The organism is Ruegeria sp. YTSC230 (genome assembly GCF_059609665.1).
In genome coordinates, this window is record NZ_JBXWMC010000017.1 from 35,062 (window position 1) to 49,941 (window position 14,880).

The following is a 14,880-nucleotide window of genomic DNA, read 5'->3' on the forward strand; positions in this document are numbered from 1 at the left end:
CAAATCCTTGCGTTAAAACAGATGACGTAGTTTAGCGGATCGCATGCAAGGCAATGTGTCAATGAAAACAACACTATTTGAAGGGAACGGCGTAAAATCAAGGATTACGAGTCTTCGCTACAAGCCTTGGCTGTAACCATTTTGCAGGGCAGACAGAGTTATGGAAATTACGCCGACGCTTTGGTCTCAGTGCTGACATCCCACTAAAATTTGCAAGGTTCACCATCTGCGCATTGCTGTCATTCGTGGCCGCCAACACTGCGCAAACAGCGAATGTCCAGAAGGTGGCCTGCTCTACCAACACCGTTCCTTGATGGAACGACTGCTATCTCCGAGGCAGGATGTAAGGAATGACCGCTTCGAGCTGATGGCTGTCATCCAAATTGGGGGCAGAGAACGATCGCTCTGAGCCCACTTTGGCCAATGCTGCACACCGCAGGAAGGTCAGTTTTGAGGCAAAATTGAAGCAGCATATAGTCCCAGCGATATAAATTGGAAGTAGATCCATGCTTCGAGGAGGCGTTGGAATAAGCCTTGTGTTACTGGCATCAAGAAAATTGTGAAAAACAAACAGAAGCCGACGATTGTAGCTGGCGGCGCCAAGCGCCGCAGAAGCGAATTTGGTGGGGCAGTCAGGCTGAGGATCAGCAAACCGATCAACGCAAGCGGATAAGCCGTCACCGCAATTGCCATATGAGCAATATGGACCAACGTGCTTGTCATGTTCTCGTCGCTGCCTCGACTATCACACCCCGCATCACAAGGCAGAAAGGCGGCAAGTATCAAAAGAATGGCGTAAGCGGATAGAAGCAATATCGAGATTCGTTTTGTCCTGCTGCCTGGGAGGCAACTGTTTAGTCTTGCGAGGAACGCCAGAAGCCAAATCTCTGTCGGTATGAAGACGGCATAGTTGGTCCACGTCGCCAAGGGGGCCCCTACAGCCCCGAGTGCGCTCATGAATTGGTCGATATGCGAATAGTTGGGGGTCAGTGCACTTATGATGCCCACGCCTATCGCCAACCAAAGTCCACTAATAATGGGCAAAACGACAAGGCTTATTGATCGTGAGTTGCCCCAGAGAGTTATCCGCAAAAGCTCTGCCCCTGTGTTGACGCGCACGCTTCTTAGAGCGATTGCCCTGACGAGTTGGCACCTTCCGTCAGGCAAGCCGATCAGAACACGTCGCTCATCCATGTCAATCACAGAGTGGGATCACAACTTCCAGAATCTGGCACCGGTAAATCAGTAGCCTCCGTTCAGGTGCATCTGATCGCTTCCGAAAGCAGACCTTTGCGCCATCGCGGCATTAGTCAGCTTTGTCCCGCTTATCGGAAGTTTGGCTACTGTTTTGCGAAAATCCGCTTCTTCCTCAAACCAAACACTTTAACTTAGTTCGACAACCGCGGTTGCACCTTGCCGCAACCGGCGTCAGACTATCCAAAACACCCCGCTCAGACGGCAATCGATCAAATAGATCAATCGCTTAACATCGGCACCCCGTCAGGCGAATAACCTGCAATGTCAAAGACCCAAATCATCCCACTGCAGACAAAAAAGTCCGGGCAGAATAAATTCAGTCAAAAAGACCGTTGGCGTGCGTCTGAAGCTGCAAGAAGCGGGGCCCGTGTAGTATCCACCGTTGCCTCATGTCTACTGCGTCCTCCGTAGTCGACCGATGACTGGAACGAATAGCCATCCCGCACAGGTTTGCGCTCTTGTCGAATCAAATCAATTCGTATTTTGTCCTCGCGATGGTTCCCGACTGTATTTTGCGGTCAGGGATAAAAGGGAATACGGTGCGGTTCTGTAAAAAGGCCAATTCCGTGACTGCCCCCGCAACTGTAGGCGGCGAGCGACCCGAGATCGTCCACTGGGCAATAGCCTGGGAAGGATCGGGATAGCTTTGACCCGCAAGTCAGGAGACCTGCCATCCGAAATTTATGAACCTGGGCGGGGTGTCCCAGAGGGAGATGACAATGTTTCAAGCGGTCCGTACCGTGCACGACTTTGCGCTCGCTTTGCCCCTGTCCGAACACAGGAGGCGTTGCCGTTGTCATTGCAAAAAGCTGACACCCAAAGGGGTAAGTGTCTGACAGAATTCAGCGTTCCGGTGCTGGTCGCGGGCGCTCTGGCGCTGTCGGCGCTCTTGTGGCTCGCGATTTACGCGGTGATTTGATGTCGGCCGTTTTGCAAATCCGCGATCTGACGTTGGGCTACCGCGACCTGACATTGTTTCACCGCCTCTCCATGGATATCGCGGCCGGAACGACCCTTGCCGTTCTTGGTGCGAACGGATCGGGCAAGAGCACATTTGTAAAGATGCTGCTGGGCTTGATGGATCCGCTTTCGGGCAGTTTGACTTGGCCGCAAGGGCGTCCTCGTGACATTGGGTACCTAGCGCAGATGACCGAGTTCGACCGCCGATTTCCCATCCGTGTGAGGGATCTTGCCGCGATGGGGGCCTGGCGCGGGTTTGGTTATCGTACCGGACTGGACGCCGCCGCGCGTGACCGGATGGCCGCCGCGCTGGATGAGGCCGGTGTGCTGGATATCGCTGACCGGCCTCTGCATATGCTATCGGGCGGGCAACTGCAGCGCGCGCTGTTCGCGCGAGTTATCATGCAGGACGCACCGCTGATCCTGCTGGATGAACCGTTTGCCGCGGTCGACCAAAGTACCGAAGCACATCTATTGTCGATTATCCGCCGATGGCGCGATGAGGGGCGCGCGGTGGTTTTGGTGGTGCACGATCTTTCCTCGGTGCTGGATTATTGCAGCCACGCGCTGCTTTTGGGCGGGCAAGAGGCGACCCATGGACCGGTGAATGACGTTCTGACACCAGACCGTCTGGTTGCACAAGGATACCTCTCGGAAAGTCAGGCGTCCTGGATGTTCCGTGGCACCCATTCAACAGCGGAGCACGGCAATGTATGACCTGATCGTCGAAATGTGGAGCTTTGCCTTCATGCGTCGCGCTTTTGTGGCAACCACGGTCCTCTCGGCCTCGGTCGCGCCGGTGGGGGCATTTCTTGTTCTGCGTCGCCTATCGCTGGCTGGTGAGGCCATGGCCCACGCGATTACCCCTGGCATTGTCATCGGCTTTGTCACCGCGGGCCTGTCGGTCATGTCGCTATTGGTCGGAGGGCTTATCGCGGGTGTTGGCGTCGCCATTTTGACCGCCTTTCTGGCACGCCGGACGATCCTGCGCAGCGATGCCAGCCTTGCCTCGCTCTATCTGATCGCATTGGCGGTAGGTATCTTTATCCTGTCTGCAGCAGGGTCCGCAGTTCCACTAAAAAGCTTCCTGTTTGGATCAATCCTTGGGATCGACGACGCGTCGATGGTCCTTGTCGGCGGGGTGGCGACAGTCACATTGTTGGCATTCGCCGTTCTGCTTCGTCCGCTGATTGTCAGCACCTGTGACCCGGTTTTCTTCGAAACGCAGACGCGCCGACCGTGGTTGGTAGATCAGGGTTTTATGCTGCTGTTGGTTCTGAACCTTCTGGCTGCGTTCAAAACACTGGGAACGTTGATGGCCGTTGGCTTGATGATCCTTCCCGCAACTGCGGCGCGCTATTGGGCCAGTACGATCACCGGGCAACTGGTCCTGGGTTTTCTGTTTGCCTTGTCCAGTTGCTGGATCGGCCTGACCCTGTCCTACCTGTTCCCGGACACACCGTCCGGCCCGGCGATCGTTTTGGTTGCCGGTGGGTTCTTTCTGTTCTCGGCCATTTTCGGTCCCCTTGGTTTTGGCAGACGGATGCGCAAACCGTCTGTTTCCAAAGACATCCCCATTGCCCAAATTCAACAAGAAGAGAGAGCACAATGACTCTTGTAAAGTCACTCTACACCGGCATCGCCTCTGTGTCGTTTGCTTTGGCTGCATTGCCGACCGTTGCGGCAGAAGGCAACGTCAAGATCGTCGCCAGCTTTTCGATCCTCGGCGACATGGTCGAAGAGGTCGTCGGCGATCTGGCCACGGTTACGACAATCGTGGGCCCGGACGCGGATGCGCATGTGTATCAGCCTTCGGTTGCAGACGCGAAGGCCGTTGCCCAGGCGGATATCATCTTTGTCAACGGTCTGGGCTTTGAGACATGGTCCGATACCCTGATCGCTGAATCGGGCACTGACGCAACCGTGCACGTTGCCACCGACGGTATCACGCCTGTCACAGTCGAGGGCAAAATCGACCCCCACGCCTGGAACTCGCTGTCGAATGGCATGATTTACGTGACCAATGTTGCCGACGTGATGACAGAGGCGATGCCCGAGCACGCCGAAGAAATCGCTGCCAATGCTGCGGCCTATATTGCGCAGCTTGAGGCGCTGGATGCAGAAACCAAGACAAAGCTGGCAGGCCTGCCTGCCAATCGCCGCACGGTTGTGACTGCACATGACGCATTTGGTTATCTGGCAGACGCCTACGGCCTGACTTTCCTTGCGCCGGTTGGCATCGACACCGAGGCGGAGCCATCAGCCAAGGATCTTGCTGTTCTGATTGACCAACTGAAGGCTGATGGCGCTGCTGCGCTGTTTGTTGAAAACATCACAAGCCCTACTTTGATTCAGCAAATCTCGGATGAAACCGGCATCGTGATTGGTGGGCGGCTGTTCTCAGACGCCTTGTCGGAACGGGGTAGTCCGGCCACCAGCTATCTCGCGATGTTCCAGCACAATCTGAACACTCTGTTGAACGCGCTTGGGAACTCAACCGCAAGCTAACTAGTCTTTAGGTACGGGGCGGCGCCTGAACCGCCACCCTGTACCGTGCATTGGAACAGCGGGTTCTTGGTAATCGCCACCTAGTCCGGCTTCCATCCATCTTCGTATTCTCCCAAAGTTCGGGAAAGATCCAACAGCGAGGCGAACAGTCTTGCGTAAACGTCCCGTGACATCATGGTCTTGTTGTCATCCAACACTTGCAGAAGATCGACGACGCCCGAGGCAAAGGCATCATAGACCAACTGGTCCGCGGGCGTTGGGTCCAGGGTCCATATATCGTGCGCGTTATAATACCCTACGGGTTGGGGATCGTCGTCTATCATTTGTCCGCCTCATTTTGGTGAGGCGCATGTAAGTGAGATGAAGGCGAGAGCTAGTGATGTGGCGGAAAGTCACAAGCTTTTGGCAACGCCAAAAAGGCGAACCTGATTTCGCGTCTGGCTTTTACAGGATGTGTCGAAGCACGTTTTCACCACAGTTGGCTCGTGTTGTGCCAGCTCGGCAGTTGTCAGGGTTTCGAATGTTCGCTCTGCAAAACTTCCAGAAACAAGTTTGTCACCCGTGTTGGTTCAGGTTGCTTTCTGGTCACTGCTGCAAACCGGGTTCGATATTGCGTTTCGCCCGGCAACACCATCCGCATCTTTTCCTGGTCCACAAAATCCTGCGCAAGATGATCAGGCAAATAACCTATGTATCGCCCTGACAGGATTAGTATGGCCAGCGCCTGCTCGCTTTGAACTTTTGCTGACCGTTTGAAACCCAGTTGCTGACCGACGATCAGGTTCGGAGAGTTCACGCTGAGCCCAACATAGTTGTACCTGAGCAGGTCACTGGTCCTGAGTTCCCGGTCTGGTATTTCGAACAGGGGGTGTTCTCGGCCGCAATACAGGAACATGTTCTCGCCATATAACGGAGCATAGTTAAGACTCGTCGAAGGGCGATGCAGCGCAATAATTCCGATGTCGAGCTGGCCACTGATGACCATGGTCTCGATCACGTTTGGCGGCTCAAGAGACAATTCGATCTGGACCGAGGGGGCGGCTTCGTTGAACCGATGAATGGCGCGGGCAAGCCGGGAATCCGGGTTTGACGCACATTGATCAAATAGCGAAATGCGGATCGTTCCCCCCAACTGTTCCTTGATCTCGCTGACCTCGTTCCGAAATTGCGACACGGACACAAGCAAGTGATCTGCTGCTTGCAGCACTTTTGCGCCGTCTTCTGTCAGGGCGAAACCCGCAGGACCGCGCGTGCACAGTTTTAAGCCCAATCGCAGTTCCAAATCAGTAACATGCTTTGAAATGGTGGATTTGCCGATATTCAGCTCAACTTCGGCTGCGGACAGACCACCACTTTCCACAACCGTCTTGAAAACGCGCAGCAATCGGATGTCGCTGTCGCCGATGCGTGAGGCAACCATTTTCTACCCAATTCGTAAGGTTCGATATATGTGAAACCTATCGCGCAAAGAATGGCAACATAGAAACACATTTCACAAGCTACTCTGAAAAAGCCGAGGTAGAATCGGACTGGCCATCTCTCCCCAGGTCAGCGCGCACCTCGAAACATGATAAAACTGGGAGGACATCTATGTCATTCATCAAAAAGCTTGGCACCATGACTGCTGCCGTTTCGGTCGCGGCACTAATGGTTGCTGGCGCAGCCGACGCGAAAAACTTCAAGATTGCTGTTGGCGATAGTGCAGGCAGCGCACAAGAAGCCCTCGGATTGGCTTTCGTTAAGGCACTCGAAGAAAAATCGGGTGGCGCGCACACAGCTACACTGTTCCTGAACGGTCAGCTGGGTTCCGAGCAGGACACCGTCAACGAGGCCGCAATCGGCACGCTGGACATGTCGCTGCTGGCGATCAACAACATCACGCCGTTCTCGCCTTCGGTTGGTGTATTCACTCTGCCTTATGTGATCCTGTCGCTGGAAGATGCTGAAAAGCTGACCCAAGGCCCGATCGGTCAGGAACTGGTGGAAAACACCATTCGTGACGCAGGTGTGCGCATCATCGGCTGGACCTACACAGGTTTCCGCCGTCTGACCAACTCGAAAAAGCCTGTCAGCTCGGTTGCTGACCTGCAGGACCTGATCATCCGCGTTCCCAAGAACGAAATCATGATTGAAACCTACAAGTCCTGGGGTATCAGCCCGACTCCGATGGCATGGTCCGAGACCTTCACCGGTCTGCAAACCAAAGTTGTCGACGGTCAGGACAACCCTTACCTGACGATCAACGCAATGAAGTTCTACGAAGTCCAGAACCACGTGACCAACCTGCGTTACATCTTCTCGATCGAACCGCTGATCGTTTCGGAATCTGTTTTCCAGGGTCTGAGCGAAGAAGACCAGAAGATCATCCTGGAAGCCGGTCAGGAAGCAACTCAGATTTCCGCTCAGTTCCTGCGCGACTCTGAAGCTGCGATCAAAGAAGAGCTGACCGAAAAAGGCATGGCAATCATCGATCCTGAGAACGATGAGGCCGAGTTCATCGAACTGGCAACCGGTGCAGTATGGCCTCAGTTCTATGAGTCCATCGGCGGCGTCGAGAAACTGAACACGGTCCTCGAGGCCATCGGCCGCGAGCCCGTCCAGCAATAATCGCCAAAGAGCGAAAAGGAAAAGAGCGCTTCGGCGCTCTTTTCATCTCAGGGAGGAGGGAATTCCGCAATGTTCTGGAAATTTCTGGACAATATCGAAAGTATCATCTGCCGGATCCTGTTATCCGGCTTCGTCTGTCTGCTGTTTGTACAGATCATCGCGCGGGAAGTCTTTGGCTTTTCGTATAGCTGGATCGAAGAACTGTCAGTCTACATGTTCGTCTGGTTTGTCTACTTTGGCGCCAGCTATGCGGCATTGAAAGGTGCGCATAACCGGGTGACCTTCCAGTTCAAGTTCCTGCCCGAACGCTACATCAAGTATATCGAGGCTTTTGCTGATCTCTTCTGGCTCTTTTTCAACGTCTACTTCCTGTATCTGGCCACGGACTTTGTCTTCAACAAGATGAACAAGTTCTGGAAATCCCAGACCCTGGGTATCGAGATGAAGTATGTCTACATGGTTCTACCTCTCGCCTTTGCGCTGATGACCGTGCGCATCATTCAGGTGAACTATCGCCGCCTGATCAAAGGTGAAGACATCCATGATCCTGACCAGATCGACCTTGATGAAATCAAAGCTGCCACCGAAGCAGCCAAGCGCGACTGAGGCAGGGAGGAAAAACCATGGAATCCGAAATCGTCACAATCCTATTTGGATCGTTTCTTCTACTGCTGCTCATCGGCGCACCGATCACGGTTGCGCTGGGTGTGGCATCGCTGTTCTCGTTCCTTTACCTGGGCGAAAACCCAATCAAATTCGTGCAGATTGCATTTACCTCGGTGGGTGCGTTCCCACTGATGGCTCTGCCTGCATTTATTCTGGCGGGGGCTCTTATGGAGGCCGCCGGTATCTCAAAGCGCCTAATCAATGTTGCTGAAAGTCTGGCTGGTCCATTCACCGGCGGTATTTCGGCTGCAACGGTTATGGCCTGTCTGTTCTTTGGCGCCATTTCGGGCTCGGGCCCGGCAACAACCGCGGCCGTGGGGATGCTGATGATCCCAGCAATGATCGACCGTGGCTATGAGCGCGGCTATGCCTCTGCTATTACCGCTTCTTCTGGCGGCCTCGGGATTATTATTCCTCCCTCCATCCCGATGGTGATCTTCGGCATTGCCGCGCTCGGTATGGCGCCTCCGCTGGAAGCAGTTGAAAAGTTCGGCACCTTCCAGTCGGTTTCGATCTCGAAACTGTTCATCGCGGGCTTTGTCCCGGCGTTCCTGATCGCCACCAGCTTGCTGATCCTTAACTACTTCATGTCTAAAAAGCGTGGGTACAAAGGTGTGGCCGAAGGTTGGTCGCTGCGTCATGTGGCCTGCGAGATGTATCGCGGGTTCTGGTCGCTGATGGCGCCGCTGGTGATCCTGGGTGGTATCTATACCGGCTTCTTCACCCCGACCGAGGCTGCAATCGTCGCGATCTTCTACACTCTGTTCGTTGGCGTGGTCATCTATCGTGAACTGACATGGCAGTCGCTGTTCCAGTCGCTTGAAGCCACCACGTGGCTGACGGGCCGTGTTCTGCTGATCCTGTTCACTGCGACCGTGTTTGGCCGCCTTCTGGTGGAAAACCAGATCCCGGCGATCATCGCGGACTCGATGCTCAGCTTTACCGACAACCTTTATGTGATCTGGGCGCTGATCATCTTCTTCCTGCTGTTCGTCGGCATGTTTATGGAGACACTGGCCACCATCCTGATCCTGGTTCCGGTGATGCTGCCGGTGGCCTATTCGGTGGGTATCGACCCGATCCACTTTGGTGTGGTTATGGTCTGTACGCTGGGTATCGGCTTCCAGACGCCGCCGCTGGGTGAAAACCTGTTCATCGCATCGGGTATTTCGAACATAACGATCGAGCAGATCTCGTTGCGCGCATTGCCCTTTGCGGCGGCTAATACCATCGCGATCTTTATCATTGCGTTCTTCCCTGAGCTGTCGCTATGGCTGCCAAGGCTGTTGGGCTACTGACCTGAAAGGATGATGTTATGAAACAAATGGTGACAAATATCCTGTTCGCGACCGACTTGTCGGAGAACTCGGGTCACGCCATGCGCAATGCGGCCAGCATTGCAATGGCAACAGGGGCAGAAATTCACGTCCTGCATGTGAACGAACCCCTGTCCGACGACGCGAAGATCACGATGGACATGTTCATCCTGAACGAAGAGACGCGTAAAACCGCAGCCCAGCGTCGCCATGAAATGGTGCGCAAGGTGCTGGCCGAACGGCAAGCCAAGTTCTGGGCACAGTTCGAAGGCGATGACGCCAAGATCCGTGAACAGGTGTCCTCGATCGAGGTCACCGACGGGCACCCGGCCGAGGTGATCCTGCGGCGCTCGGTCGAGATGGGGTGCGATCTGATCGTGCTTGGCGCACATGACCACGGCTTTTCGCACACCTTCCTCGGAACGGTGGCGAAACGTGTCTTGCGTCGGTCGAAAATCCCGACACTGATCGTTCCGAACCCGGACGAAGTCTAAGAATTTCCCTGGGCCGCTGCGTTCGTAGCGGCCCATGCTTTGCGCTGTACCGCTAACCAATTTGGTGATGCCCGAACACCGCCTGTTCCGCATCCAACGGCCCTACGTTCATCACGGGCCAAAGCTTTCCAAACTAAAAACCTCCGCCTCAAATCATACCCAGAAAGCTTCGTTAACAGAGCTTAATGAAACGGTGTTCTCTCCTTAAGAACCGGTTCCTTAATTTGAGTTGTGACCAAAACCGCAATCCAAATTCAGGAGGAGAAGACCATGGAAGCGACACAGACTATAACCTCGAACCGCAACGTTTTTTCTGCGCTGTTCGCGGATTATGCTGAGGCCCGAACCGAGCATTTCCGCCGCAGGATTTTCGCCAACACAGTCCACGACCTAGAGGCGTTGAACGATCGCCAATTGAGCGACATCGGCGTCCCTCGGGCTGAAATCAAGCAACGCGCCTATCAAAGCGTTTATCACGGCGCGCCTTATCGGCAGTAATCAAGTGCCGGAGATAGCACCCGCGTAACCAGTTATGAGGTAGTACCAATGTTTGATGTCATCCCGCCAAGCAAGCAATTGCCGCCCACGACCAGTGCCCTGCAATTGTTCGACCGCGCCATGCAACTACGTGCGGTCAGCGCCGATATCGTGCGGGCCGCACAGTACTTGAACAGCTTTTCCGATCAGGAATTGTCAGAGCTGGGCATAAACCGCAGCGATCTTGACGATACGATCCAACGGTTCATCTGAAGCTGTGGCGATAGCCAGGTTTGATACCGGCGACAGAGACGAAGATAAAAGCCACTCCTGTATGTCGGAGTGGCTTTTTGAATGTGGATTTAGGCGGTGTGATCGACGACCTGCAAATGCTGCGCCAGCTTGTCGATCTCGGCCATCCAACCCTGCACCAGTTTTGGGTCGCTGGGCGCCGCATGTACACCGACGGCGATCGCACGATTCAGGATCGCTTCGACCGCCAGCGAGACCGGGATAGACACCAGTCGCGCCATTGCCGTGCCGCGCGCGTCGCCCCAGGCGTCCATGACATAGGTTTTGTGCCAGACGGATGTTCCGTCTTTCTCGGCGTTCAGTCCTACGCACAGAACCACGCGGTCCGGTTCGCCCTCGTCATAGGCGTTTTCGTCCCAGAACTGGTCCGACATTTCCTTCAGACGCGCGTCGCCTTCGGGTCCGGACAGGGTTTCAATCTCGCTGAACACATCCGACCACGCATCGGCCCAGCCATTCAGGCGCAAGGTGCCGCGGACGAATTCCTTGACGGTCCAGTGATCCTCGAACTGATATTCTTCCATGAAAGGCAGAGAGTCGCGGTTCGGATAGACCTCGAAGCTTTCAGGTGTGGGCAGCGGAGCGATATAGCTGCTGATCGCGTCCCACGGGCGGGCTACGTCCAGCGGCGCATAATCGCGGATCGATTTCGACGGCGAACGCAGGGCCTTGAGCACACCCAAAGGCGACCAGCTGAACTTGTAGCGGAACGGGTTGGGGTTCTTCGGAATGCCGCCGCAATACGAGATAAAGCTCAGGTGGTTGTTCGCATCAAACGCGTCCGAGGCGCGATAATCGGCGATCAGAGCGTGTGCCATCAGGTGGTCAATGCCCGGATCAAGCCCGACCTCGTTCACCAGCGCCACACCGGCCTCGCGGGCCTTGTCATCCAACGCCCGCATTTCGGGCGCAATGTAAGAGGATGAGACAAAATTGGCCTCCTTCGAGATGGCCAATTCCGCCAGCGGCACGTGCCAATCGCCCGGCAGCATTGAGACGATCACGTCACCTTTTTCCAGCACTGCGCCCAGTGCGTCGATGTCAAAGGCACGAATGTCGTCGGTCAGGTCTCCGATTTCGGCCTTGGCCTTTTCAATGGTCCTGTTCCAGACGGTGACCTTGTGCCCGCCTTCAATCAGGCGACGCAGGCCGGGGATGGCCGACAGGCCGGTGCCACACCAATGGATGGTCATGCTTAAGCTCCTATATGGCTGTTCAGCCGAATTTCAGTTTCGCGATCACGATCGCACCGACAAGAAGGATCGATATCACATTGCCCAGGATCAGAGGCCATGCAGCGATCATCAATCCGTAGGCCAACCACAATGTCAGTGTTGTCAGGATCAGCAGGTTTGCAGGCAGAGACAGGTCCTTGGTTTCGCGACTGCGCCACGTTTTCAGGGTCTGGGGTAGCCAGCAAATCGTGCCAAGAACCGCTGCTGCACCGCCGATCAAGTGTTCCATGCGTGCACCGGCTCAGACATGTTTGCGAAACTCGTCCTGTGCCCGACCCCAAACACCGCTTTCGATCTCTTTCAACGTCAGCAGAGTTGTCAGCAATTGCGCGGCATAGTCTTCCGAGCTTTCGACTGGCAGCATCGAGGGCAGATTGTCGATTGCCATGACATCCATCACCGGATCCGACGCGACGCGCAAGGCGGGGGCGTCCCACGTGGTGGCGCGGTCGTAAACGGGTACCGGGTTGTAATCGCTGTCCGGGTCGCAGGCGACATCACCAATGGCGGTCAGGTTGCGCGGGTTGGTCAGCGACTCTCGCGGAACAAAGATCGGGGTGCCCGGGCGGGCAAAAATGCAGTTCAGAAACAGGTCATGTTCCAGAATTTCGGGGAAAGGCCCGCCGCTGGCGGTTTCAGCCATGTCCCATTTGGTGACACTGACGCCCATGGCCTCGCACAGGTCGGCGGCGCCTGCACCCACGCGACCCAGCGCGCCGATCACGATGGCGCAGGGACGATTGGCGCCTGTGGCGTTCAACTCGGCCAGTAATTCAGCATTCAGCGCGTCCTTGCCCGAATACACACCAACGGGCGGGCATTCCTCATTCCGTTGCTGCGCCGCCCATGCTTTCAGGGTGACAGCTGCGCCAGCATAACCAGCCCAATACCCGAAGGCCGCGACGCGACGGCCGTTCTCGTCCACAAGGTATTCCAGATCATAAAGCGTTCCGCCCCCGGCCTTGAACCGCTGCAGTAGGGCGCGGCCAGAATGCTGACCCTTATAGGCGTGGCCGAACATGATGTGGCGATGGGGCAGGGGGGTGCCGTCCTCTGGCAATTCCTTCAAACCAAAGACGATGGCATCAAGGGGGGCATCGGGCCAGGAATTCTCGGGCGCAATCTCGCAGCCTGCGTTTTTGTAGCCATCTATCGGGATAGCGCGGGCATGGCTTTCCTCGACGGTCACCCGGATGCCTGCCGCAACCAGGGTCGCCGCGCCTTCTGGGGTCAATCCAACCCGTTCTTCATTCGGGCGTTGCTCTGCCCGGACCCAAAGATGTGTCATGCGTCGTCCTTTACTCAAATCATCCCGGCGGCGCGCACCGCCCGAACCGAGGCGCGCGCCTCCATCGCCTCGCGGAAAGCGAGGATTTTGGGAAAGGCCGACACGTCCACACCGTCGCCTTCCAGCCAGCTGCACACCACGTACAGATACGCATCCGCCAGTGAAACCGTATCGCCCAGCACAAATGGCCCGCGCAGACCATTCGACACGATGTACTCACAGGACGCCGTCATGGTCTGGGCGACCTTGCCGGTCATGTCTTTCCAGCTGGCTTTCTTGTCGGCCCAACGGGCCCCGCGCAGCTTGTGTGCGTGGTTCACATGCATGGTCGAGGACAGATAATACATCACTTCGCGCATACGGGCCGCCATGACAGGATCGGCGGGGATAAGATTTGCGTCAGGCGCAACCGTAGCGACATATTCCAGCAACGCCCCGGTTTCAGTCAGGATGCCGCCATCAACCGCCAATGCAGGCACACGGCCTTTTGGATTGATCTGTTTGTAAGCGGGTTTGGTCTGGTCGCCTTCGGCGAAGTCCAGACGGACCGCTTCATAGTCCAGACCGGCCTCCTCCAAGGCGATGGCAACGGCGATCGAAATGGTGCGGGGAGCATAATAAAGCTGCATCAGAGTGCCTCCGGGCTTGGATTACAGATGCGTTTGGGCAAACTGCCGGTCGGGCGCTTCCAGATGCGGGACTGCGTTGAACAGAACCGGGCTCAGCTGCGCGCCTATCGGGTGCAGACGATGCATTGAGGTGTTCATGATGGCAAGAGCCACCCGCGCCATCGCAGGTATGTCCAGTCCCATGGCCTGTCGCACAACCATCGAGATCAACCCACCTGAGGTCACAACAATCGCGGGCCCACCCTCGGTTCCGATATCGCGCAAAGCGTCCGAGACACGTGTTTCGAATTCCTCAAAGGTTTCCGGGGTCTCTTCGATCTCACCCTTGGCCCACGCGGTAAAAGTTCGCGGCAAATGTTCGACGAACCCCTCACGGTCGGTTGGAATCGAAACGCCATGCTGCTCTTCATACAGTTTCGCAATGTTGAAGTATTCGATCTCATTTAGGCGCGGATCGCGGGTGGGTTCTGGCAGCCCCATGCTGGAAGCGGTTTCCACGTGTCGCGACAGGGTTCCGCAATAGACGCGCGGGTAGAACGCTTGTGTGTTCTGCAAATGCGCGCCCAGCCAACGTGCCTGCTGATGGCCCAGCTCGCTGAGCTTGTCATAATTTACTTCGTCACGTGCGGTGGTGTTGGCCTGCCCGTGACGCACCAGTGTGATATGTGCCATTGCGTCCCCTCTTGCGCGAAGTCTTAGGGCAGGATCAGGGGCGGTGCCAGAGCCCTTTGGCAGAAAGCGGCTAAAAACCAGTTTGATGGCTCGGCTGTCTTTTGTTCGCCGCAGAAATTTGCCCATGGCACGTCGCATGCGATGTTGCCTAACGGAAAAAAGTTTCCTATAGGATACAAAGCCGCTGCATGCGGCCGTATACATGCCTCTGCAACGCCGCCCTCGGGGGACCAAAAGACCGCCAGCAGTCGAAGCCTGTTGACTCGCTGCACAGTCCTAGGAACCTTGGTGTCAATTGGCGACAATACAGAGATAACGTTGCAATCCATGCGGCAATGTTGCCAAGGTCTTAGGAAAGGTCTCTTCCATGTCTGACGCACCCAAACGCACCCCATTGCATTCTTTGCACGTTGAGTTGGGGGGTAAGTTGGTTGATTTTGCTGGGTGGGAGATGCCTGT

Annotated in this window: 17 protein-coding genes and 1 riboswitch; of the genes, 9 read left to right on the forward strand and 8 right to left on the reverse strand. The window is 55.8% G+C overall.

Features of this window, described 5'->3' with window-relative positions; translation table 11 throughout:
* Positions 1-444: 444 nt before the first annotated feature.
* Positions 445-1,194 (reverse strand): DUF998 domain-containing protein, encoded by a 750-nt coding sequence (locus AC2FD9_RS22540; RefSeq protein WP_496838884.1) that lies wholly within the window; start codon positions 1,192-1,194, stop codon positions 445-447.
* Between the two features lie 541 nt (positions 1,195-1,735).
* Positions 1,736-1,946, forward strand: a riboswitch (cobalamin riboswitch).
* 139 nt (positions 1,947-2,085) lie between these two features.
* Here AC2FD9_RS22540 and AC2FD9_RS22545 point away from each other — a divergent pair.
* Genes AC2FD9_RS22545 through AC2FD9_RS22555 form a run of 3 tightly spaced genes read left to right on the forward strand, consistent with a single transcriptional unit; the run spans position 2,086 to position 4,725 of the window.
* Positions 2,086-2,934, forward strand: coding sequence for a metal ABC transporter ATP-binding protein (locus AC2FD9_RS22545; protein WP_496838885.1), 849 nt, complete (start codon positions 2,086-2,088; stop codon positions 2,932-2,934).
* Positions 2,927-3,829, forward strand: coding sequence for a metal ABC transporter permease (locus tag AC2FD9_RS22550; protein WP_282121289.1), 903 nt, complete (start codon positions 2,927-2,929; stop codon positions 3,827-3,829). The genes AC2FD9_RS22545 and AC2FD9_RS22550 overlap by 8 nt, the downstream gene beginning before the upstream one ends.
* Entirely contained in the window at positions 3,826-4,725 is a 900-nt protein-coding gene (locus AC2FD9_RS22555; RefSeq protein WP_496838886.1) for a metal ABC transporter solute-binding protein, Zn/Mn family, read from the forward strand. The genes AC2FD9_RS22550 and AC2FD9_RS22555 overlap by 4 nt, the downstream gene beginning before the upstream one ends.
* An 80-nt stretch (positions 4,726-4,805) precedes the next feature.
* On the opposite strand, the gene AC2FD9_RS22560 is transcribed toward AC2FD9_RS22555, so the two are convergent.
* Positions 4,806-5,048, reverse strand: coding sequence for a hypothetical protein (locus AC2FD9_RS22560; RefSeq protein WP_109310855.1), 243 nt, complete (start codon positions 5,046-5,048; stop codon positions 4,806-4,808).
* A 185-nt stretch (positions 5,049-5,233) separates the two neighbouring features.
* Positions 5,234-6,145, reverse strand: coding sequence for a LysR family transcriptional regulator (locus tag AC2FD9_RS22565; RefSeq protein WP_108861888.1), 912 nt, complete (start codon positions 6,143-6,145; stop codon positions 5,234-5,236).
* Positions 6,146-6,315: 170 nt separating this feature from the next.
* On the opposite strand from AC2FD9_RS22565, the gene AC2FD9_RS22570 reads away from it, so the two are divergent.
* The 6 genes from AC2FD9_RS22570 (at position 6,316) to AC2FD9_RS22595 (ending at position 10,558) form a co-directional block, all read left to right on the forward strand.
* Positions 6,316-7,332, forward strand: coding sequence for a TRAP transporter substrate-binding protein (locus AC2FD9_RS22570; protein WP_058273760.1), 1,017 nt, complete (start codon positions 6,316-6,318; stop codon positions 7,330-7,332).
* Positions 7,333-7,401: 69 nt separating this feature from the next.
* Positions 7,402-7,938 (forward strand): TRAP transporter small permease, encoded by a 537-nt coding sequence (locus AC2FD9_RS22575; protein WP_058273759.1) that lies wholly within the window; start codon positions 7,402-7,404, stop codon positions 7,936-7,938.
* 17 nt (positions 7,939-7,955) lie between these two features.
* A complete protein-coding gene (locus AC2FD9_RS22580) occupies positions 7,956-9,296 on the forward strand; it encodes a TRAP transporter large permease (RefSeq protein ID WP_058273758.1) in 1,341 nt (446 codons plus the stop codon).
* Between the two features lie 17 nt (positions 9,297-9,313).
* The gene (locus AC2FD9_RS22585) at positions 9,314-9,808 is read left to right on the forward strand and encodes a universal stress protein (protein WP_058277392.1); all 495 of its coding nucleotides are present in this window, start codon (positions 9,314-9,316) and stop codon (positions 9,806-9,808) included.
* Between the two features lie 270 nt (positions 9,809-10,078).
* Positions 10,079-10,306, forward strand: a complete 228-nt coding sequence (locus AC2FD9_RS22590; protein WP_109310857.1) for a YjiS-like domain-containing protein — start codon at positions 10,079-10,081, stop codon at positions 10,304-10,306.
* Positions 10,307-10,354: 48 nt separating this feature from the next.
* Entirely contained in the window at positions 10,355-10,558 is a 204-nt protein-coding gene (locus AC2FD9_RS22595; protein WP_058277394.1) for a DUF1127 domain-containing protein, read from the forward strand.
* An 89-nt stretch (positions 10,559-10,647) separates the two neighbouring features.
* Here AC2FD9_RS22595 and AC2FD9_RS22600 read toward each other — a convergent pair whose 3' ends face one another.
* The 5 genes from AC2FD9_RS22600 to AC2FD9_RS22620 are packed head-to-tail and all read right to left on the reverse strand — an operon-like array spanning position 10,648 to position 14,421.
* Positions 10,648-11,790 carry a saccharopine dehydrogenase family protein gene (locus AC2FD9_RS22600; RefSeq protein ID WP_496838706.1) on the reverse strand — a complete coding sequence of 381 codons (1,143 nt, stop codon included), beginning with the start codon at positions 11,788-11,790 and terminating at the stop codon, positions 10,648-10,650.
* 22 nt (positions 11,791-11,812) lie between these two features.
* Complete coding sequence (locus AC2FD9_RS22605; RefSeq protein ID WP_058273753.1) at positions 11,813-12,061, reverse strand: SemiSWEET family sugar transporter; 249 nt, start codon at positions 12,059-12,061, stop codon at positions 11,813-11,815.
* A gap of 12 nt (positions 12,062-12,073) precedes the next feature.
* Positions 12,074-13,120 (reverse strand): saccharopine dehydrogenase, encoded by a 1,047-nt coding sequence (locus AC2FD9_RS22610; RefSeq protein WP_496838887.1) that lies wholly within the window; start codon positions 13,118-13,120, stop codon positions 12,074-12,076.
* Between the two features lie 14 nt (positions 13,121-13,134).
* Positions 13,135-13,749: a glutathione S-transferase family protein gene (locus AC2FD9_RS22615; protein ID WP_496838888.1), complete on the reverse strand. Its 615-nt coding sequence runs from the start codon at positions 13,747-13,749 to the stop codon at positions 13,135-13,137.
* A 21-nt stretch (positions 13,750-13,770) separates the two neighbouring features.
* Entirely contained in the window at positions 13,771-14,421 is a 651-nt protein-coding gene (locus tag AC2FD9_RS22620) for a histidine phosphatase family protein (RefSeq protein WP_496838889.1), read from the reverse strand.
* Positions 14,422-14,880 lie beyond the last annotated feature (459 nt).